At 70.2% G+C, this 20,465-nt stretch carries 19 protein-coding genes; 9 read left to right on the top strand and 10 right to left on the bottom strand.

Annotated elements, in window-relative coordinates; genetic code table 11:
- Window positions 1–38 precede the first annotated feature (38 nt).
- From CU254_RS22675 to rnhA, 4 genes are all read right to left on the bottom strand, one after another.
- Window positions 39–2,678, bottom strand: coding sequence for an exo-beta-D-glucosaminidase (locus CU254_RS22675; protein WP_050788253.1), 2,640 nt, complete (start codon window positions 2,676–2,678; stop codon window positions 39–41).
- Window positions 2,679–2,826: 148 nt separating this feature from the next.
- Window positions 2,827–3,204 (bottom strand): YchJ family protein, encoded by a 378-nt coding sequence (locus CU254_RS22670; protein ID WP_037714512.1) that lies wholly within the window; start codon window positions 3,202–3,204, stop codon window positions 2,827–2,829.
- Entirely contained in the window at window positions 3,201–3,551 is a 351-nt protein-coding gene (locus CU254_RS22665) for a DUF1801 domain-containing protein (RefSeq protein ID WP_009079677.1), read from the bottom strand. Before CU254_RS22665 ends, CU254_RS22670 begins: the two co-directional genes overlap by 4 nt.
- Before the next feature lie 470 nt (window positions 3,552–4,021).
- Window positions 4,022–4,501, bottom strand: a complete 480-nt coding sequence (rnhA, locus tag CU254_RS22660; RefSeq protein ID WP_009079675.1) for a ribonuclease HI — start codon at window positions 4,499–4,501, stop codon at window positions 4,022–4,024.
- Window positions 4,502–4,592: 91 nt separating this feature from the next.
- Between rnhA and CU254_RS22655 the strand changes: the two genes are divergently transcribed.
- Complete coding sequence (locus CU254_RS22655) at window positions 4,593–5,378, top strand: DUF1684 domain-containing protein (RefSeq protein WP_037714509.1); 786 nt, start codon at window positions 4,593–4,595, stop codon at window positions 5,376–5,378.
- Between the two features lie 9 nt (window positions 5,379–5,387).
- Here the strand turns inward: CU254_RS22655 and CU254_RS22650 are convergent, their stop codons facing one another.
- Window positions 5,388–6,029: a hypothetical protein gene (locus CU254_RS22650; protein ID WP_009079673.1), complete on the bottom strand. Its 642-nt coding sequence runs from the start codon at window positions 6,027–6,029 to the stop codon at window positions 5,388–5,390.
- A gap of 160 nt (window positions 6,030–6,189) precedes the next feature.
- Between CU254_RS22650 and CU254_RS22645 the strand changes: the two genes are divergently transcribed.
- Entirely contained in the window at window positions 6,190–7,311 is a 1,122-nt protein-coding gene (locus CU254_RS22645) for a hypothetical protein (RefSeq protein ID WP_009079671.1), read from the top strand.
- 66 nt (window positions 7,312–7,377) lie between these two features.
- Here CU254_RS22645 and CU254_RS22640 read toward each other — a convergent pair whose 3' ends face one another.
- Complete coding sequence (locus CU254_RS22640; protein WP_037717723.1) at window positions 7,378–8,055, bottom strand: MBL fold metallo-hydrolase; 678 nt, start codon at window positions 8,053–8,055, stop codon at window positions 7,378–7,380.
- Between the two features lie 78 nt (window positions 8,056–8,133).
- Here CU254_RS22640 and CU254_RS22635 point away from each other — a divergent pair, with 78 nt between their 5' ends.
- Together CU254_RS22635 and CU254_RS22630 are read left to right on the top strand one after the other, a co-directional pair.
- Window positions 8,134–8,964 (top strand): YwqG family protein, encoded by an 831-nt coding sequence (locus CU254_RS22635; RefSeq protein ID WP_009079668.1) that lies wholly within the window; start codon window positions 8,134–8,136, stop codon window positions 8,962–8,964.
- A 297-nt stretch (window positions 8,965–9,261) separates the two neighbouring features.
- Window positions 9,262–9,450: a DUF1963 domain-containing protein gene (locus tag CU254_RS22630; protein ID WP_009079666.1), complete on the top strand. Its 189-nt coding sequence runs from the start codon at window positions 9,262–9,264 to the stop codon at window positions 9,448–9,450.
- Here CU254_RS22630 and CU254_RS22625 read toward each other — a convergent pair.
- On the bottom strand, window positions 9,434–10,141 hold the full coding sequence (locus CU254_RS22625) for a hypothetical protein (RefSeq protein WP_050788252.1): 708 nt from the start codon (window positions 10,139–10,141) through the stop codon (window positions 9,434–9,436). The two genes, CU254_RS22630 and CU254_RS22625, sit on opposite strands and share 17 nt — an antisense overlap.
- Before the next feature lie 339 nt (window positions 10,142–10,480).
- Here CU254_RS22625 and uvrA point away from each other — a divergent pair, with 339 nt between their 5' ends.
- Window positions 10,481–13,342, top strand: a complete 2,862-nt coding sequence (gene uvrA / locus CU254_RS22620; RefSeq protein WP_009079664.1) for an excinuclease ABC subunit UvrA — start codon at window positions 10,481–10,483, stop codon at window positions 13,340–13,342.
- A 73-nt stretch (window positions 13,343–13,415) separates the two neighbouring features.
- Here the strand turns inward: uvrA and CU254_RS22615 are convergent, their stop codons facing one another.
- On the bottom strand, window positions 13,416–14,036 hold the full coding sequence (locus CU254_RS22615; RefSeq protein WP_009079659.1) for a fibronectin type III domain-containing protein: 621 nt from the start codon (window positions 14,034–14,036) through the stop codon (window positions 13,416–13,418).
- 115 nt (window positions 14,037–14,151) lie between these two features.
- On the opposite strand from CU254_RS22615, the gene CU254_RS22610 reads away from it, so the two are divergent.
- Entirely contained in the window at window positions 14,152–14,616 is a 465-nt protein-coding gene (locus CU254_RS22610) for an SRPBCC family protein (RefSeq protein WP_009079657.1), read from the top strand.
- On the opposite strand, the gene CU254_RS22605 is transcribed toward CU254_RS22610, so the two are convergent.
- Window positions 14,617–16,053, bottom strand: coding sequence for an MFS transporter (locus CU254_RS22605; protein WP_037717718.1), 1,437 nt, complete (start codon window positions 16,051–16,053; stop codon window positions 14,617–14,619).
- Window positions 16,054–16,169: 116 nt separating this feature from the next.
- Between CU254_RS22605 and CU254_RS22600 the strand changes: the two genes are divergently transcribed.
- Window positions 16,170–16,571 carry a helix-turn-helix domain-containing protein gene (locus CU254_RS22600; RefSeq protein ID WP_009079653.1) on the top strand — a complete coding sequence of 134 codons (402 nt, stop codon included), beginning with the start codon at window positions 16,170–16,172 and terminating at the stop codon, window positions 16,569–16,571.
- Between the two features lie 111 nt (window positions 16,572–16,682).
- On the opposite strand, the gene CU254_RS22595 is transcribed toward CU254_RS22600, so the two are convergent.
- Window positions 16,683–18,026 (bottom strand): cation:dicarboxylate symporter family transporter, encoded by a 1,344-nt coding sequence (locus CU254_RS22595; RefSeq protein WP_037714504.1) that lies wholly within the window; start codon window positions 18,024–18,026, stop codon window positions 16,683–16,685.
- A gap of 164 nt (window positions 18,027–18,190) precedes the next feature.
- Here CU254_RS22595 and CU254_RS22590 point away from each other — a divergent pair, with 164 nt between their 5' ends.
- Entirely contained in the window at window positions 18,191–19,795 is a 1,605-nt protein-coding gene (locus tag CU254_RS22590; RefSeq protein WP_037717715.1) for a sensor histidine kinase, read from the top strand.
- Window positions 19,792–20,460: a response regulator gene (locus CU254_RS22585; protein ID WP_009079647.1), complete on the top strand. Its 669-nt coding sequence runs from the start codon at window positions 19,792–19,794 to the stop codon at window positions 20,458–20,460. The genes CU254_RS22590 and CU254_RS22585 overlap by 4 nt, the downstream gene beginning before the upstream one ends.
- Window positions 20,461–20,465: the final 5 nt, after the last annotated feature.

The raw sequence follows: 20,465 nt of genomic DNA, 5'->3' as shown, positions 1-20,465 counted from the left end.
AACGCCGGTTAAAACCGGCATTGCCGCTCACGAGGCACTTAGCCGTGGACGGTCTGCGTGCCGGTGTTCCAGCCCGCGACCCGCACCGACGGGGCCGAACCGTGCAGGTCGGCCGTGCGGTAGGTGGCGGTGAGCGTCACCGATTCGCCCGGCCACAGGCTGACCTGGTTGTCCGACCAGGTCACCGGGAGCACCGGCGCGCCCGCGCTGTCGACCACGTGGGTGTCCACCATGAACGCCGGGGTCTTGCCCGACGAGGTGTTGGTGAGCTTCACCGTGGTGACGGTGGTGCCGTCCGGACCCGGTGCGGAGGTCGCCGTGGCGCCCACCTTCGCCGCGCCCAGCTTCGAGAGCCCGGACAGGTCCGCGTAGGACGACGTCGGCGTGTAGTACCAGCTCGACTTGCTCCAGTTCAGCTTGTCGTCCTTCGTGGACAGCCAGTACACGTTGCGGCTGACCTCCTTGCCCGCCGAATCGGTGAGCACCAGCTTCGCCAGGTAGGTCGAGGAAAGCCCGCTGACCGAACCGATGTCGAGCGCCTTCGCGTGCGCGCCGCCGCCGTTGACCGACAGGTCCGTCTTGGTCTTCGAGAACTTCTTCGTGCCGTCGGTGTTGAACAGCTCGACGGTGGCGGTCAGGCCGGACGCCTTCTTCGTGGTGGAGTTGACCACCTCAGCCGACTTGGTGTCGTACGAGTACTGGATGTGCAGCGGCTCGTTTGCCTTCTTGGCCCCGAAGTAGGAGCCGTTCTGGTCGAGGTATGCGTCGAACAGCTGCCAGTGCAGCGACGTCCAGCCGCTGTTGAGCATCCAGTAGATGAGCCCGGTCGACGGGTCCTTCGCGTCGGTGAAGTTGCGGGAGTGCGATTCGAACTCCGCGCGGACGTTCTCGTATTGCGCCAGCTGCGCCTTGCGGACGAAATCGTCCAGGCTCGCCGGCTTGCCGTAGCGGCCGGCCAGCGCGTCGCCGAAGATCTTCAGGTCGGCGAAGGTCTCCGACTCGGAGCGGTGGTACTGCGGCGCGGCCGGGTTCTTCCAGAGCGTCTCCAGTTCGGCGGGCGTCATCATCCGCTTGAGCGTGTCCATCGTCGGGATGTCCGGCCCGGCGCTGGTCTCGGAGTTGAAGTTCCACGCGCCGCCCGCGTCCTTGTGCGCCTTGTCGTACCAGTAGTTCGGCGGGACGTAGTCGTACGGGCCGTTCATCTTCATCCCGGACGGGCCGAGCTTCGGCGACGCCTTGGCCGAGGCCGCGGAGATCACCGCCGCGGGCCAGTCCGCCGCCGACAGCGCGTCGAGGTAGCCCTTTTCGATCCGCGCGTCGGGCGCGAAGTCGCTGCCGATGTGGAAGGACAGCACGCTCGGGTGGTCGCGCAGCCGCTCGGCCTCGGCGGTCATCGACGCCTTGGCGACCGGGTAGTCCGCCTCGGTCCACGGCTCGCCCTTCTCGTCGCCGTTGACCTGGCCTTCCCACTTGTCGCAGCATTCCCAGCCGGGCATGGTCAGCACGCCCATCCGGTCCGCGAGGTCGAAGAACGCGTCGGGTTCGATGTGGCCTTCGAGGCGCACCGTGTTGAGGCCGAGGTTCTTGACGTAGGCGAGCTTGTCCGCCGCCCGGCCCGCGTCCCAGCGCAGCAGCAGGTCGGGGGACCAGCCGCCGCCCTTGATCATCAGCGGCTTGCCGTTGACGAGGTACTGCCGTCCGCCGCTGGAGTTGAGCGGGGCCTTGACGTCGCGGATGCCGAAGCTGGAGTGGCTCGCGTCGGAAGTGGTCCCGCCGACGGTCGCGGTCAGGTCCAGCTGCTGCATCGGCTGGCCGCCCATGCCGGCCGGCCACCAGACCTGCGGCTTGTCGACGCCGATCACCGGGAACGAGACGGTCTTCTTCTCGTGCGCGGCAAGGGAAACGTCCTGGCTCACCGCTTTGCCCGCGACGGTGCCGGACACCGTGGCCCGGACCGGCGCGTCGGAGTCGTTGCGGACGTCGGCCTTCGCGGTGAGGCCGGCGTGGTCGAGCGCGGGCACGTTCAGCTTCGTGACGACGTGCGCGCCGCGGAGCGCGACCGGCCCGCTGTGCCGGACGACGATCTCGCGGGCGAGCCCCATGTTCTGGTCCGGCGGGGTCTGCGCCCAGTCGATCCAGCCCATCGAAAGGTCGTTGTTCGGGTCGTTCGGGTAGACCTTGAACGCGACGCTGTTGACGCCCTCGTGCACCTGCTTGGTCACGTCGAGGTCGTGGCGGGTGTAGGGGCCGTTGACCTCGTCCTTGGTCGCGACGCGCGTGCCGTTGACCCAGACGTCGGCCTTCGACAGCACGCCGCTGACGTCGAGGTAGGTGCGCTGCGAGGGGTCGGCGACCTTGATGTCGGCGCGGTACCACCACGGGACCTTGAAGTCCGCGGCGGGCACGTTCTTCATGTTCGTGGAGTAGAACGGGTCGGAGTAGCGGCCGTTGGCGAGCAGCCCGGCGTAGACCGTCGACTGCGAGCCGACCGGGTACCAGCCCTTCGCGTCGAAGCCGGGCTTCGACACCGAGGCGTCGTCGGGCACCTTGGCCGAGGACTGGATCAGATAGCCGGGGATCGCGGCCTGACCGGGCTCCGGCCCGGCCGAAGCGGCCCCGGCGACGCCGGGGATCAGCGCGGCGGTCAGGGCGGCGACTGCTAACAGCCGTCCGGGCATTCTTGGCCGGCGTGGGGTCACGAGCGGTCCTCCTCGGGCTCCTGGCGGCGGCGATTGTTAGTAAAGTTCCTTAACGATTGCCGGTGATGGTAGCCGCCCGGAGCGTCCGGGAACAGACCTCGGCGGGGTCTTTTCGCCCGATTTTCCCCTAGAGTTCCTCGCCGGCGTAGTACCAGCGCCCGCCCTCGCGGACGAACCGGCTGTTCTCGTGCTGGGCGTCGTCGCGGCCCTGGTAGCGGTAGTGCGCGCGGAACTCGACGGTGCCCTCGTTCTGCAGCAGCGAGCCGCCGGTCCGGCCGAGGATCTCCAGCCGGGTCCACTCCTGGGCGGGATCGAGGCGCAGCCGCTTCGGGCGGGTGTCCGGATGCCAGGTGTCGAGCAGGTATTCGGGCTCGCCGACGGCGAACGCGCAGTAGCGGGACCGCATCAGCCGCTCGGCCGTCGGGGCGTTCTGTTCGCCGCGGTGGAACCGGCCGCAGCAGTCGGCGTAGGGCTCGGGCAGCCCGCACGGGCAGGGATTCGTCACGCCGCTGATTCTGTCTCCAACGCGAGCGCCTGCCGCACCCAGGCGGTGATCTGCTTGGCGTCCACGTCTTCGGCACTGCGCAGCTTCACGTGCGCCATCTCGCGGGCGCTGGGTTCGAGGTCGCCGTCGAACAGCTGGCCGCGCCAGAACGCGAGGGTCACGTACGAGCTGTAGGCCTTCGCGAGGCAGACCGGGTTCTTGCCTGCTTTCCAGGTGGGCGCGCCGTGGTACAGCACGGCCGGGGCGGGCATCGCGTCGTCGAGGACGGGCAGGAGGGTGGCGTAGACGTCGCGGAGCGCTTCGGGCTGAGCGGCGACGTACTCGGCGACGGTCGGGAACTTCGGCATAGCCGGTCCTCTCGGCGTTCTTGGTGCTGCCGAGCTTGCCAACCGATCATTTGAATTGTCAAGACGAATTTTTTTGTCGGACGGGGTTCGACGCTGAACTTCTCCATCATGAACTGCGAGAAGAGCGGCACGGCAACTTCGCCGGACCGGCGAATCCGGTCGTCGTGGCCGGTCAGGGACCAAAGCTCGACAAGCCCCCGCCGGAACCCCTCGCCCGACGAAGGCGAGCGCACGACCACGGCCGCGATCGGCGGCTCGGCCGGGACCGGACGAGCCCCGACGACCAGTCGTGCATCGAGGTCAGCCCGGCCAGGCGGGCTCACCCTCGCAGGCGAGGACGCTGTCGACGACGTTCGCCAGAGGACAAACTCCGGATGCGCCGTCGCTGTCTGGTGAAGCCGCACGGCGGTCTCGGTTCGCGGAACCTCTTCGAACCAGTAAGGCCAAGTCCGGGATCCGCTCCGCACGGCTCAGCCGCGAGCCCGGCGCACCCCGGCCGCGGCGGCTTCCTGCGATCCCTTGACCGCGAGCTTGTCCGCGCGCTCGTTCTCCGGCAGCCCGGCGTGGCCCTTGACCCACAGCCATTCGACCTCGTGCTGCCGGCAGGCGGTGTCGAGGCGCTGCCAGAGGTCGGCGTTCTTGACCGGCTGCTTCGCCTGCGTCTGCCAGCCGTTCTTCTTCCAGCGCGGCATCCACTGGAGGATGCCGTTGCGGACGTACGTGCTGTCGGTGTAGATCCGCACCACGGACGCGCGGGTGAGGCTCTCCAGCGCGCGGATCGGGGCCATCAGCTCCATGCGGTTGTTGGTGGTGACGGTGTCCTCGGCGCCGTACAGCTCGCGCTCGTGCTTGCCGTACCGCAGCAGCGCGCCCCAGCCGCCCGGGCCGGGGTTGCCGCTGCACGCGCCGTCGGTGTAGATCTCCACCGCTTCTTCCGTCTGCTCCGCCACCCGGCGACCTTATCGTTCCCACGGGCTGGGAGCCGGAATGCCATGCCGGGGACGGTGTTGTGCCCTGCACACGGACGGAAGGGGCCCGGACATGGCAGTGGAGTTCGCGCAGGCGTGGCAGGACTGGAAGGCGGAGCGGGAAAAGACGCTGGCCGATCCGTACGGCTGGCTGGCGCTGGTGTCGCTCGACTGGCTCGAGAACGAGCCCCGCACCTACCCCGGTCTGCCCGGCCGCTGGTGGCAGGACGCCGAAGCCGCGTATGTCGATCCGGACGGCGGGGAGTTGCGGCACGAAGGCACTTTGCTGACCGACGTCCACCGCTTCGAGCTGGTGAACAGCGGCGCGGGCACCCGGGTCACGGCTGGTGCGGTGGAGATCGAGATCGCGCGCCGGTCGGGCTACTTGATCCGCGTGCACGACCCGAAAGCCCCGGTGCTGCACGACTTCCACGGGGTTCCCGCGTACGAACCCGACCCGGCGTGGGTCCTGACCGGCCGGTTCGAGCCGTTCGACGAACCGCGGCCGACGACGGTGGGTGCGGTCGTGGAAGGACTGTCGCATGTCTACACGGCGCCGGGCCGGGTCGTCTTCGAACGCGACGGAGTCGAGCACACGCTGACTGCGTTCAATGGCAAGACCGGCGGGTACAGCATTCTCTTCACTGACGCGACCAGCGGCGTGACCACTTATGCGGCCAACCGTTCCCTGCCGGTCGCGGAGGCTGCTGAGGACGGGACCGTGACGCTGGACTTCAACCGGGCGGTGAATCTGCCGTGCGCGTTCACGGACTTCGCTACCTGCCCGTTGCCGCCGGAGGGGAATCACCTGCCGTTCGCGGTGGAGGCGGGGGAGAAGATTCCTTACGAGAGGCAGTGACGTCGGCGGTCACGTGATCGGCTCGGCGGTGTCCCCGGCCAGGAGCAGCTGCGGCACTTGAGCGAGTGCCCAGCCGGACCCGACCGGGGTCAGCACCCAGACGACGTCGAACCGGTCGTCCGGCCACTTTTTCGGCGCGGTCGCGCCGAACGCGGCGGCCAGCGCCGGGATTTCCTCGTGCTGCCAGCTGATCAGCGTCGGCTCGGCGCGGCGCGAAACCTCGGCGGCGAGCTGGGATTCGCTGCCCTCGGCGTAGGTCGTGACGAGGCTTTTGCCGAGCCGTTCGGCCAGCGGCGTGACGGTTTCGCGCGGCCGGGTGCCCTCGCCGCCGTTTCCGCCCGCGGCGTAGACGGCTGTCGGCCGGGCCAGCCCGTCGCGCAGCGCGCCGGTCGACGGGGCGAACAGCTCGACGAGCGCGCCCGCCCGGGTCCAGCCCCGGACGGTCAGCGAATGCGAGTCGGCGTTGCCGTTCGCGTCGATGCCCTGCGGTCCGCCCGAACCGGCCGGTTTCTCGCCGTGCCGGATGATCATCACCCGCGCGCCCGGCAGCGGGGCGGCGGCCGCCCGGGCGCCCTGGTTCGCCGCGCAGCCGGCCACGAAGAGCGCCGCGCCGCCGAGCAGCGTCCGCCGCGACCACACCTGACTTGTCATGCCGTCTCCCCGCTCCGAAGTTGACCTCGAGGTGTCGTACCGGGTATCGCCTCTCCGGGCAATACTTCGCGGGCGACGTCGGCGAAATTCCCCTCCCGAAGCCGGGGATCTTCCGTAGCATCCCGGTCGACCGGGACGAATCGCACGGAAAGCAGGGCGGATGACAGCGGCGCACGGCGAGTTGACCCTCCGGCTCGTCCCGGCGGAATTCCTGGCCCCCGGCGACGCCACGACGCCGGAATTCGCGCCCGGCCTGTATGCCGTGCTGACGTTCGAGGTGCCGGCGGGCGCGGAGGTGGACGGCGAGTCCCTGACCCGCTCGCTCGACGATGCCCCCGGCACCCCGCTGGAGCAGGCGGAACGGAATCTGGCCGCGTTGCCGGTCGAACGGCACGAAATCGTGCACATCGCCGACGGCGGCGCCTTCCATCTGCTTTCCGGGGAATCCGGGTCCATTGCCAGCCAGGTGCTCGTTTTCGATCAGCTGTACCGGAAACTGACCGGAAAAGAGGTGCCGCCCGGCGGCTTGGTGTGCGCCATTCCCACCGACCATCATTTGCTGTTCTTCCCGCAGGCAGAGGGTTCGTACGGCACGCTCACCGGGATTGCCGAACGTGCGGCCGAACTGTTCGTCGAAGGCCCGCGCGAGCTGTCGCCGCACGTTTACCTGTGGCGTGCCGGGGAAATGACCCAGCTGACGGTTCAGCAGGGCGACGAGATCCGGTTCCGCCCGTCCGCCGAGGTCGCCGCCGACGCGACGGAAGGCCCGCTGGTCGACGACCCGTCGGTGCCGCCCGATCCGCACAATTTCGTTTTCGTGACCCGGATGCTGGGAACGGCCGCCCTGGACTACGGCGCCCTCCTGCTTTCCTCGATGCAGGAGGGAAACCAGAATCCCAACGAATTCCTGGCGAAAGGCTGGGCGGACATCGGCGCCTACCTGCCGGCCGAGCAGCGCCGCCCGCTGGACGTCCCGCACGGCCGGCTGACGGAAATCGACGGGCACCACCTGTTGTCGGTCACCTTCGCCGGAGCGATCGGACCCGCCGAGTCGTATTTCGCCGCGATCGTGCTCCCCGCCGGCTCGTCCGTCTGCCGGTTCTTCACCCTGGCGAACGACGGAGGGGGCGACGGGCGGACGGCACTGCTGGGGGAGTGGCTGGCGAGCGGGTACGTGCCTCGGCAGGAGGACATGCCGGTGGACGAGGACGCTTTCCTGCGCGGGATCGCGGATGTGCTGGGCCCGCCGAAACGCCGGGGGTTGTTCCGCCGCCGGCGGTGACTCGGTCAGGACGACTGCGAACGGGGCCGCCTCTGGGAGACAGCCCCGTTTCCGAACCCGGCTAGGTCACCAGCCGCGTTCGCGCCACTCCTTCAGGTGCGGACGCTGCTCGCCCAGCGTCGAATCGTCGCCGTGCCCCGGGTAGAACCACGTGTCGTCCGGCAGTTCGTCGAAGATCCGCTTCTCCACGTCGTCCAGCAGCGACGTGAAGTCCTCCGGCGACGAGGTCTTCCCGACCCCGCCCGGGAACAGCGAATCCCCGGTGAACAAGTGCGGGCGTCCGTTCGGGTCCCGGTACAGGAGCGCGATCGACCCGGGCGTGTGGCCGCGCAGGTGGATCACCTCCAGCGTCACCGCGCCGACCTTCAGGGTGTCTCCGTGCTCGACCAGGAAGTCCGGGGGGATCGGCAGCGGTTCCGCGTCCAGCGGGTGCGCCGCGGTGTTCGCGCCGTTCGCTCCGGCCACCGCGCCCAGCGCCTGCCAGTGGTCGGCGTGCTGGTGGGTCGTCACGACGGTGCGCAGCGCGGGACGGTCGGGCCCGTGGCCGATCAGGTCCGAGATGCGTTCCGGGTCGTTGGCCGCGTCGATCAGCAGCGCTTCGTTCTCCTCGCGGCACACGAGCAGGTACGCGTTGTTGTCCATCGGGCCAACGGAGAGCTTGGTGATGGTGAGGCCGTCCAGCGTCCGGCGGGCGGCGTCGCCGCCCGGTTCGACGTGTCCGGTGTACGTGTCGGCGATGTTCACGAGTCCCCACCGTAGCCGGATCACCCGCGCGTCGGCCACGCGGCCGTTTCTGTCGGCGCCTGCTGTCAAGATCTTCTCATGACCTCTTGGATCGACCCGCTCGCCAAGCTGGCGCGGGACAACCTTCCGCCGGACGTCGCCGAGGCGTGGGAAACCGTGTTCCGGCCCGCGGCGCGGCTGAACACCGGCGGGAACGGCGTGCGCGTCGGCTGCCTCGGCGGCAATCCCGCGCTGCCCGCGGACGTGGAATGGCCGGTCTGGCGCGGCGAGCTGCCGATGAACTTCGTCGCCTCGGTCGACTGCGCGGCGCTGCCCCGGGTGCCCGGCGGGATCGAGCTGCCCGCGTCGGGTTCGTTGCTGTTCTTCTACTGCGACGACTGGTTCGAGGCAGAAGGGCCGGTCGATCTCACCTCGCTCGGCGGGGTCGTGGTCGTTCCGGCCGGAGCCGAGACCGCGGAACGGGCCGCGCCGGAGGGCGTCGAGGTCTATCCGCGGCTGGACGTGTCCGCGGAAATCGCCGGCACCTTCCCGGGTTCGGAGCAGGAGGTGCTGCGCCGCACGCTCGCCCGAGACGGGCTTCCGCTCTCCGACCCGGCGAACTGGTCCGAGGAGTTCTTCGACCGGCTCCGGGAATCGTCGGCCGCGCCGTACCACCAGATCGGCGGCTGCTCCTGGCCGATCCAGGGCCCGCCGGAGGACGAGGTCGCGGCGGCGGTGCTGCCCGACGACGCGTCCGAATCGGACCTCGCCGACGAAGCGCTGCGCTGGGTCTTGCTCGCGCAGATCGACAGCGACGGTGACGCGGGCCTCTCCTGGGGTGATGTCGGTGTCTTGTACTGGCTGATCCGTGAGGACGATCTCGCCGAGGGACGGTTCGACCGGGTCCGGTGCGTCATGCAGAGCGGGTGAGGCGGCTGCGCGTATTCCGGTCCGGCCACTTGCCCGGTGGGGCAGGCTGGGTACGGGCGGCCGGGTTCTCGGCCGTCGGCCCGCGTTGCGCTGGGCGTTGCTCGTAGATCGAAGCCGTGGCGACGCGAGCCTCGCCTGGAGCGACGTGGGCGTCGTGCATTGGTTGATCGGCGAGGACGACGTCGCCGTGGGCCGGTTCGAGCGGGGTCGGCTGTCCGCCCGCGTTGCGCTGGATCGGCAGCGACGGCGACTCGGGTCTCGCCCGGGGCGGCGTCGGTGTCGTGCATTGGTTGATCCGTGAGGACGACGTTGCGGTGGGCCGGTTCGAGCGGGGTCGGCTGTCCGCCCGCGTTGCGCTGGATCGGCAGCGACGGCGACACAGGCCTCGCCTGGGGCGGCGTCGGTGTCCTGCACTGGCTGATCCGTGCGGACGACCTCGCCGTGGGCCGCTTCGACCGGGTCCGGTGCGTCATGCAGAGCGGGTGAGACGCCCGCGCCGATGCCAGCGCAGCCACTCCGGCGTGCAGCAGTGCTCGCACGGCGCGAGTTCGCCGGGGATCACCGACGCCCAGGCGATCCGGACGATCTCGTGCGTGTTGCGGCCCATCCGCTCCGACCGCTGCTGGCCCCTGCGCAGCCAGTAGCAGTCGGCGTCGTTGTGGTAGGCGCTGCCGCCCGCCGTGCGGTAGCCGGTGGGCAGCACTCCCGCGTCGAGCTGGCGGCAGTCGGCGCAGTAGGCCTCCGTCATGCCGTGGCGGCACTCGTCGTCCTCCGGCAGCGCGGGCGGTCGTCCGGTGGGGCGCGCCGCGGCCGCGAGGTCGGCCAGTTCGGCGAGCTGGGTGCGGGCATCCGGGTCGTCGGCCGTCTGCCAGGCGATCTGGTGGCGGTCGGCGCAGGCGCGGAGCCGGGAGAGGAGGTCGTCGCATCCCGGGGCGTCCAGCGCGGTGCGGAGATGCTCGCTGCAAAGCCGCACGCGGACGGGCCTTTTCAGGCTTTCGAGCGCTTCCGCCGCCGCGGTCAGCGCCATGCGGGCGGCGGTCGTCTCCGCCGCCCCGCCGGTGAGGGTTTTCCGATGGCCGCCGTAGGCCAGCAGCGCGGCCCAGCCGCCCGGTCCTGGGCTGTCGCCGCCTTTCCCCGCCGCGTAGATCCGCACCGCTCCGGCTTCGTCGCTCGCCACCCCGCGAACGTATCGGCAGGGACCGACAGTTTCCGCGAAACCCGGCGGAAGGCCGGGCTCCGCGCCGGTTCCCGGGGGCGTGCACCCGGGCCGGGCGGCCTTCGCCGACCTGTATCGTGGAACCGGGCCAGCCCGCGCATCCGCTCTGCCGCGCGGGGCCTCCGACAGCGTCCGGCGACCCCGCCGCGGGCCGCTTCCCCCGGTCCCCGGAGAGCGGAAAAGCCCAGGCAGAACACGTGCGGTCCGGTTTTTGTCGGTGGTCGTCCCTACCCTGGGCACGTCCGCCGGCACCGGATCTCCCGGCGGGCCACCGAGCAGAACGACGGAAGGAACGAAGGCGTGGCTGATCGCCTCGTTGTTCGCGGAGCGCGCGAGCACAACCTCCGCGGCGTGGATCTCGATCTGCCCCGCGACAGCATGATCGTGTTCACCGGCCTGTCCGGGTCGGGCAAGTCGAGCCTGGCCTTCGACACGATCTTCGCCGAGGGACAGCGGCGGTACGTGGAGTCGCTGTCGGCGTACGCGCGGCAGTTCCTCGGGCAGATGGACAAGCCGGACGTCGACTTCATCGAGGGCCTCTCGCCCGCGGTGTCGATCGACCAGAAGTCGACCTCGCGCAACCCGCGGTCGACCGTCGGCACCATCACCGAGGTCTACGACTACCTGCGGCTGCTCTACGCCCGCGCCGGCAAGGCGCACTGCCCCAAGTGCGGCGAGGCGATCAGCAAGCAGACGCCGCAGCAGATCGTCGACCAGGTGCTGGAGATGACCGAGGGCACCCGGTTCCAGGTGCTCGCGCCGGTCGTGCGCGGGCGCAAGGGCGAGTACCTCGACCTGTTCCAGAACCTGCAGCAGCAGGGCTACGCGCGCGTGGTCGTCGACGGCACGGTGCACCCGCTCACCGACCCGCCGAAGCTGAAGAAGCAGGAAAAGCACCAGATCGGCGTGGTGATCGACCGGCTCGCGGTCAAGACCAGCGCGCGCCAGCGGCTCACCGACTCGGTGGAGACGGCGCTGCGGCTGGCCGACGGCCTGGTCGAGCTGGAATTCGTCGACCTCGACGAGAACGACCCGCACCGCGTGCGCGGCTTCTCCGAGAACCTGGCCTGCCCCAACGGCCACCCGCTGGCGATCGAGGACCTCGAACCCCGGTCGTTCTCCTTCAACTCGCCCTACGGCGCGTGCCCCGAGTGCACCGGCATCGGCATCCGCAAGGAGGTCGACCCGGAACTGGTGGTGCCGGACGACGAGCTGTCGCTCGCCGAGGGGGCCATCGCGCCGTGGGCGGGCGGGCAGAGCGCCGACTACTTCCTGCGGCTGCTGGAATCGCTGTCGGAGGCGGTCGGGTTCCGCATGGACACGCCGTGGCGGCGGCTGCCCGCCCGCGTGCAGAAGGCGGTGCTGCACGGCGTCGACGAGCAGGTGCACGTCCGCTACCGCAACCGGTACGGCAGGCAGCGCTCGTACTACGCGGCCTTCGAGGGCGTCATCCCGTTCCTGGAGCGGCGCCTCGAGCAGACCGACTCGGAGTACATGCGCGAGCGGTACGAGGGCTACATGCGCGAGGTGCCGTGCCCGGCGTGCCAGGGCACGCGGCTCAAGCCGGAGATCCTCGCGGTCACGCTGGAGCACGCGACGCAGGGCGACCGGTCGATCGCCGAGGTCTGCGCGCTGTCCATCGCGGAGGCGTCGGAATTCCTCGACGAGCTGGTGCTCGGCCCGCGCGAGGCGATGATCGCGGGCGCGGTGCTGAAGGAGATCCAGGCGCGCCTGCGCTTCCTGCTCGACGTCGGCCTCACCTACCTGTCGCTCGACCGCGCGTCCGGCACGCTGTCCGGCGGCGAGGCGCAGCGCATCCGGCTGGCGACGCAGATCGGCTCCGGCCTGGTGGGCGTGCTGTACGTGCTGGACGAGCCGTCGATCGGCCTGCACCAGCGCGACAACCACCGGCTGATCGAGACGCTGACCCGGCTGCGCAACCTCGGCAACACGCTGATCGTGGTCGAGCACGACGAGGACACCATCCGGGCCAGCGACTGGGTGGTCGACATCGGCCCGGGCGCGGGCGAGCACGGCGGGCACATCGTGCACAGCGGCCCGTACAAGAAGATCCTGAAGAACAAGGATTCGATCACCGGGGCGTACCTGTCCGGGCGGCGGCGGATCGAGGTGCCGGCGATCCGGCGGCCGGTCGACAAGAAGCGGCAGCTCACCGTAGTGGGCGCGCGCGAGCACAACCTGCGCGGCATCGACGTGTCGTTCCCGCTCGGCTGCCTCGTGTCGGTCACCGGCGTGTCCGGGTCGGGCAAGTCGACGCTGGTCAACGACATCCTCGCGCAGGTGCTGGCGAACAAGCTGAACGGCGCGCGCCAGGTCCCGGGCCGCCACACCCGGGTCAACGGCCTCGGCAACGTCGACAAGCTGGTGCGCGTCGACCAGTCGCCGATCGGCCGCACGCCGCGCTCCAACCCGGCCACCTACACCGGCGTGTGGGACCACGTGCGCAAGCTGTTCGCGGCCACCACCGAGGCGAAGGTCCGCGGGTACCAGCAGGGCCGCTTCTCGTTCAACGTCAAGGGCGGCCGCTGCGAGGCGTGCGCCGGCGACGGCACGATCAAGATCGAGATGAACTTCCTGCCCGACGTCTACGTCCCGTGCGAGGTGTGCAAGGGCGCCCGGTACAACCGGGAGACGCTCGAGGTGCACTACAAGGGCAAGACGGTGTCCGACGTGCTGGACATGCCGATCGAGGAGGCGGCCGAGTTCTTCGAGCCGATCAAGGCGATCCACCGGCACCTGCAGACCCTCGTCGACGTCGGCCTCGGCTACGTCCGCCTGGGCCAGCCCGCCCCGACCCTGTCCGGCGGCGAGGCGCAGCGCGTGAAGCTGGCGAGCGAACTGCAGAAGCGCTCCACCGGCAAGACCGTCTACATCCTCGACGAGCCGACCACCGGGCTGCACTTCGAAGACATCAGCAAGTTGATCGGCGTGATCAACGGCCTGGTGGACAAGGGCAACACGGTGATCGTGATCGAGCACAACCTCGACGTGATCAAGACGTCCGACTGGATCATCGACATGGGCCCGGAAGGCGGCTCCGGCGGCGGCATGGTGGTCGCCGAGGGAACGCCCGAACAGGTCGCGGCCACCGAAGGCAGCTACACCGGCGAGTTCCTCACACAGGTGCTCAACCCGGCCTGACCCGCTCGAACCCGAGCCAGCAAGAGCCGTCCGGTCTCCGCGCCGGGCGGCTTTTCGCTGCGCGGAGGGCGGGTCAGTCCTTGCCCGTGGTGCGTTCGACGACAGGGGAGAGCGGGCCGTAGGACAGGGCGCGGACCCGGAAAGCCGAACCTTGTTCGCCGGGCAGGAGGGACAGCGCGCAGCGCGTCGTGTCGGGGTCGGTCACCTCGACCGGGGCGAAATCCGGCGTGCCGGGGCGGCGGATTTCCAGGAGGAAACCGGCTTCGTCGGCGGACCGGTCGGTCCAGGCGAAGTGCACGCTCTGGTCTGCAGCGGGCGTCGCGGTGAGATTGGCCGGGGCGGACGGCGGGACAGCGGCCTCGGAAGGAGACGCGCTGCCCGGCGTGACGGTCGCCGACACTGGACCTGCGAAAGAGCGGATTCGGTAGTAGAACGGCGTTTCCGGGATCAGGTTCGGGTGGGTATAAGAAGTCTGACCGCGCGGGAGGTACTGCAGCGCGGTCCACGGGCCGTCGGCGGCGTTGGCGTACTCGAGGAGGTAGCCCGCCGCGGCCGGGTCGGCAGGCCAGTGCAGGACGACGTTCGTGGGAGAGGTGAGGGTCGCGGTGAAGGCGGGTGCGGGCGGGGAGGACCCGCAGCCGGCGAGCGTCGCGGCCAGCAGCGCGGCCAGGGCGGTTCGCGCGATGATCGGCACGGCAGGCCTCCTCGAAGGTTCAGGCGGCGGCGTACCCAAGGAGTGGCCAGCCTAGGAAACGGCGGTCAAGATCGACAAGCGCGCGTTCCGCTGACCGGGAGAGGGAGGGGCGACTGTGGTCCTCGAGAACAAGAGGGACGCCGAATACGCGTTCCGCAGCGAATGGTGGCTGCCGACCGTCCCCGGGCGGGTGTTCGACGCGATCGTCGACCTCGAGTCGTACCCGCGGTGGTGGCCGGACGTCCGGTCGGTGCGCCAGGTCGACGACGACACCGCCCAGATCGTCTGCCGGTCCCGGCTGCCGTACCGGCTCGTCGTCGCGATGCACCGGGAGCAGCAGGACGCGGCGGGGCTGCGGGTGCGCGTCCGGCTGAGCGGGGACCTCGACGGGGTGCTCGCCGGGGCGATCCACGCTGAGACCGGGGGCTCCCGGCTGGAGATCACGCAGCGCGTCCAGGTGCGGAAACCGTTGCTGCGCAGGCTGGACGCGGTGGCCCGGCCGTTCTTCCGCGCCAATCACGCGTGGATGATGCGGCGGGGCCACCACGGGCTGGCCGGTTACCTCGCGGCCTCGAGGTGACTAGCGCGCGACCGGTTCGGCCGCGGCGGCCGGAGCGGCGGCGGCTCGGCGGCCCAGGAGCACCGCGGCGAGGATCGCGGCGAGCGCGGTCAGCCCGGCGCTGAATCCGTAGGCCACCCGGAAGCCGGACGCCAGAGCCTCCTTCTCCGGAGCGCCCGCGCTCAGCATCTCGGCCGTCCGGATCGCGGCGGCGGTGGCCAGCACGGCCGTGCCCAGCGCTCCGCCGACCTGCTGCGTGGTGGTGATCAAGCCGGACGTCACGCCGGAGTCGGCGGGCGTCGCGGCGGACATCGCCAACCCCATCAGCGCCGGGATCGCCATTCCCGCTCCGGCGCCCATCAGGATCAGCGACGGCAGCACGTGCGACGCGTAGCCGCCGGAGGTCTGGACTTGGGTCAGGTAAAGGAAAGCGACCGACGTCGTCAGCAACCCGGAGACCAGGACCGCGCGCGGGGAAAAGCGGGTGTTCAGCCAATCGGCCAGGCCGAGCGAGAAAGCGGCGATCACGACCGGGGTCGGGACGAAGGCGAAACCCGTGGTGAGAGCGTCGAAACCGAGCACCTGCTGCAGGTACAGCGCGGTGACGAACTGGAATCCCAGGAACCCGGCGACCATCACCACCATGGTCAGGTTGGCGCCGCTGATCGCGCGCACCCGGAGCAATCGCAGTGGCAGCAACGGAGTTCGCGTCCGGGCCTGGCGCACCAGGAACAGCACGAGCAGGACGACCGCCAGGACGAGCGTGCCGACGGTCAGGAAGGTCCAGCCGGCGTCGCCTGCTTGCACGATCCCCAGCACCAGCAGCATCACTCCGGCGGTGACCAGAAGTGCGCCCAGGACGTCGATGCCGGTGCGCAGGCCGAGCCCGCGATCGGAGGCGACGACCATCGGAGTCAGGACGAGCGCGGCGACGCCGATGGGCAGGTTGATGTAGAAGGTCCAGTGCCAGTCCAGGCCTTGGGTGAGCGCGCCGCCCGCGACCAGGCCGATCGACGCGCCCGCGGCTTGCGTGAAGCTGTAAACGCCGATCGCGCGGACGCGGGCGCGCGGCTCGGGATAGAGCGTCACGATCATGCCCAAGACGACCGCTGACGTCAGGGCCCCGCCGACGCCTTGGATGAAGCGCGCGACGACCAGCGTGGTGGCGTTCGGCGAGAGACCGGCGGCGAACGAAGCGGCGGTGAAGACGACGAGACCGATGAGGAACACCCGCCGCCGGCCGACCAGGTCGCCGAGGCGGCCGGACAGCAGGAGCAGGCCGCCGAACGCGACGAGGTAGGCGTTGACCACCCAGGCCAGCCCGGGCGCGCTGAAGCCCAGGTCGGTCTGGATCACCGGCAGGGCGACCGCGACGATCGAGCTGTCGAGCACCACCATCAGCGAGGCGGCGGACAGCACGGCGAGCGCCGCACCGCGATGCCGAGCGGTTTCGGGCATGACAAGGTCCTCCATAACCGGCACAGGGGAGAGTTTCCGCTGGTCGAAGCCAGGGCATCTCTTGTAACAGTGCCCATCATGTGTGACCATGGAGGATCGCGGAAGGAGGCACTTTCATGTCCCAGGGGAACATCGCTGTGACCGACGAGGCCACGGACTTCGACCCGGCGAAATTCGCGGTGTGCACGGTGATGGAGGTCGTGAACCGGATCAGCGGGAAATGGGTGATCGGCATCCTGCTGGAGGCGACGCGCGGTCCGGTGCGGTTCACCGAACTCGAACGCTCGGTGCAGGGGATCAGCCGCCGCATGCTCACGCTCACCCTGCGGAACCTCGAACGCGACGGCCTGCTCAAGCGCACGGTCTACCCGACGGTCCCGCCGCGGGTCGAGTACGAGGCCACCGAAATGGCGCGCGAGCTGTACGACTCGCTGTCCGGGCTGGTCGACTGGGCGGAACGGCACCGCGAGGCGATCGCGGTTTCGCGGCAGGGCTACGACGGTCGCAGTGCTTGCTGAAATGGACTGAAAATGGAAAGGCGCCGCGGCCGTGCGCACGGGGGACGCGCACGGCCGCGGCGCCGAAACAGTCCGCGCCCGGAGGGAAGGGACCCGGGCCCGGACTGGGTCTCAGGCGTTCGCCGGGACTGGCTGAGCGGGCTCGGCCGGTGTGTCGTCGAGCAGGGTGGCCTCGTCGAACGGCGCCTGGCCGGTGAACACCTGCCGCGAGCGTTCCCGGTCGAATTCCTTCATCCACGATCCGATGAGGACGGTCGCGACCGCGTTGCCGGCGAAGTTCGTCAGGGCTCGGGCCTCGGACATGAAGCGGTCGATGCCGAGGATGAAGCCGACGCCGTCGACGAGTTCCGGGCGGTGCGACTGCAGGCCGCTGGCCAGCGTCGCGATGCCGGCGCCGCTCACGCCCGCCGCGCCCTTCGACGCGATGATCATGAACAGCAGCAACGTGATCTGCTCGCCGAGCGCGAGAGGCTGGTCCTGTGCGGTGGCGATGAACAGCGTCGCCATCGTCAGGTAGATCGCGGTGCCGTCGAGGTTGAACGAGTACCCGGTGGGCACCGTGATGCCGACGACCGGCTTGCTGACCCCGAGGTGCTCCATCTTCGCGATCAGCCGCGGCAGCGCGGATTCCGAGGAGGACGTCGAGAGGATCAGCAGGAACTCGCGGCCGAGATACCGCAGCAGGCTGAAGATGTTGACCCGCGCGCCGAGCCACAGCACCGCGCCGAGGACGCCGAACACGAACACCAGGCAGGTCAGGTAGAAGCCGAGCATGATCACCAGCAGGCTGCGCAGCGCGCCCCAGCCGGTCGCGCCGACCACCGCGGCGATCGCGCCGAACGCGCCCACCGGGGCGGCCCACATGATCATCGACAGGATGCGGAACACGAGCCGCTGGAGGTGCTCGATGCCGCGCAGGATCGGCTCGCCGCGCTTGCCGAGCTTCTGCAGCGCGAACCCGGCCAGCAGCGCCACGAGCAGCGTCTGCAGCACCTGGCCCTCGGTGAACGCGGACACGAAGGTCTTCGGGATGATGCCGAGCAGGAAGTCGACGCCGCCCTCGCCCTTGGCCTGCTGGTGCACCTTCGACACGTCGGCCGGGTTGAGGTGCAGGCCGGTGCCCGGGTGCAGCAGGTTGCCGACGACGAGCCCGATCGCGAGCGCGAACGTCGACATCACGATGAAGTAGACCAGCGCGGTGACGCCGACCTTGCCGACCTTCGCCGCCTTCGCGACCGAGCCGATGCCCAGCACGATGGTGCAGAAGATGATCGGGGAGATCATCATCTTGATCAGGTTGACGAAGCCGGTGCCCAGCGGGGCGAGGCTCTTGCCGACGGACGGCCAGAGCAGCCCGACCGCGACGCCGAGCACGACGGCGGCGATCACGGCCAGGTACAGGTAACGCGTGCGGTCGCGCTTGGGCGCGGCCGCTTCGGGGGTCGGTGTAGGCACCGTTGCCTCCAGCTCGGTGGGGGGGAACGCGGGTCACTATGCGGGGCGATATGACCGGCGTCACCGTTGTGTTCATTGAGTTCGCGGCGGGAGGAGTCCGGTGTGGACTTCCCGGCAGCGGCGCCGGAGTGCCGCCGGACCCGCGCGTGTGCTGGTATGAGCGGGTGCCCCCGACACCTCGGATCCGGACGAGCCGCTGGAGCCTGGCCCGGCAGCTGCTGGTGCTGCAGCTGGCGATCCTGCTCGTGCTGGTCTCCGGCGGCATCACTATCGCCTATCTCGACGCCCGCCGCACGACGACCGACCGGGCCGGGGAGCAGTCGCTCGCGGTGGCCCGTTCGATCGCCGACGCGCCGGACGTCGCGCGCGCCGCGGCGAGTGCCGATCCGACCGCGACGCTGCAGCCGTACGCGCAGCGGGTGCTCGCGGACACGCGCGTGGACTTCGTGACGATCATGTCGCCGCGGGGAATCCGTTACACGCACCCGAATCCGGCGTTGATCGGCCAGCGGTTCCTCGGGCACATCGAAGCGGCGCAGCAAGGCGGCGTCGTGTCGGAGACCTACACCGGTTCGCTCGGCCCGTCGGTGCGCGTGGTGGTGCCGGTGTTCGACGCGAACCATCGGGTGGTCGCGCTCGTCGCGGTGGGCATCACGATCGCGGCGATTTCGGCTGAGGTGCAGGAGCGCGTCTGGCCGCTGCTCGGCGTCGCGGCGGCAGTATTGCTAGTGGGCGCCTGCGGGGGCTGGCTCGTGAGCGCGCGGCTGAAGCGGCAGACGCGCGGCATCGCGCCGGCCGAGCTGAGCAATCTGTTCGAGTACCACGAAGCGGTGCTGCATTCGGTCCGCGAGGGCGTGCTGCTGGTGGACCGCGACGGCCGGGTCGGGCTGTGCAACGACGGCGCCCGCATGCTCCTCGGGCTGAGCGGCGACCCGGTCGGGCAGTCGCTCGCCGATCTGGGGTTGTCGCCCGAACTGGCGGCGGCCTTCACCGCGCCGGAAAACCGCACTGAAGAACTGCACCTGACCGACTCGCGGGTGCTGGTCGTGAGCACGACGCTCGTCAGCTCCGGCGGTCGCGCGCAGGGCACCGTGGTGATCCTGCGCGACCACACCGAACTCCAGACGCTGACCGGCGAGCTGACCACCGCGCGCAGCCTCGCCGAAGCGTTGCGTTCGCAGGCGCACGAAGCCGCGAACCGGCTGCACACGGTCGTGTCGCTGGTGGAGCTGGGCCGTCCCGAGGACGCCGTGGAGTTCGCGACCGCCGAACTCGCGCTGGCGCAGGAACTCACCGACCGCGTGATGACGGCGGTCGCCGAACCGGTGCTGGCCGCGTTGCTGCTCGGCAAGGCCGCGGAGGCGAGCGAACGCGGCGTGGAGCTCACCATCACGCCGGACACGATGATCGACGACCTCGGTCCTGGCGTCGCCGGACGGGATCTGGTGACGATTCTCGGCAACCTCATCGACAACGGAATCGACGCGGTGGTGCGGGAATCCGTCGCGCGGCCGTCGGTGGTCGTCACCGCCCGGTCCGAAGAGGACGGTCTGCTGCTGCGCGTCGCGGACAACGGCCCGGGCGTGCCGGAGGAAGCGGTGGGGGAGATGTTCCGCCGGGGCTGGTCGACGAAGGCCGGGGACGAGCACGGTCTCGGGCTGGCGTTGGTGGTGCAGGCCGTCCGGCGTTACGGCGGCACCATTGACGTCGGACGCGACGGCGGCGCGGTGTTCACCGTGCGGCTGCCAAGGCAGGAGGTTTCGGCGTGATCCGCGTGCTGGTGGTGGAAGACGAGCCGGTGGCGGCCGAGGCGCATCGGCTGTACGTCGAGCGGCTGCCGGGATTCGTCGTCGCCGGGGTGGTGCATTCCGGCGGCGAGGCGCTGCGGTTCTGCGAGCGCGAACCCGTCGACCTCGTCCTGCTGGACTTCTACCTGCCGGACACGCACGGCCTCGCGGTCTGCCGGTCGCTGCGCGCGGCCGGGCTGCCGATCGACGTCATCGCGGTGACGTCCGCGCGCGACCTCGCGCTGGTCAAGGCGGCGGTCTCGGTCGGGGTCGTGCAGTACCTGCTCAAGCCGTTCACCTTCGCGTCGCTGCGGGACAAGCTGGAGCGTTACGCGTCGTTCCGCGAGGCGTCCGGCGAGGTCACCGGGCAAGCGGAGATCGATCGCGCGCTCGGCACGCTGCGCACCACCGAGGCCGCGCCGCTGCCGAAGGGCATGAGCGCGGAGACGCTGGACGCGATCACCGACGCGCTCGCCGGCGCCGGCGAAGGCCTGTCCGCCGGTACCGCGGCCAGCGCGATCGGGGCGTCCCGGGTCACCGCGCGGCGATACCTGGAGTACTTGGCGGACAACGGATTGGCCCAGCGAGAACCGCGATACGGGCAGGTCGGGCGGCCGGAGGTCTGGTACCGGCTGAAGCCTGGCTGAGCGCT

The organism is Amycolatopsis sp. AA4 (assembly GCF_002796545.1).
GTDB lineage: Bacteria > Actinomycetota > Actinomycetes > Mycobacteriales > Pseudonocardiaceae > Amycolatopsis.
Note: the sequence above shows the minus strand (reverse complement) of the source record. Positions and strands in the feature narration are given on the sequence as shown.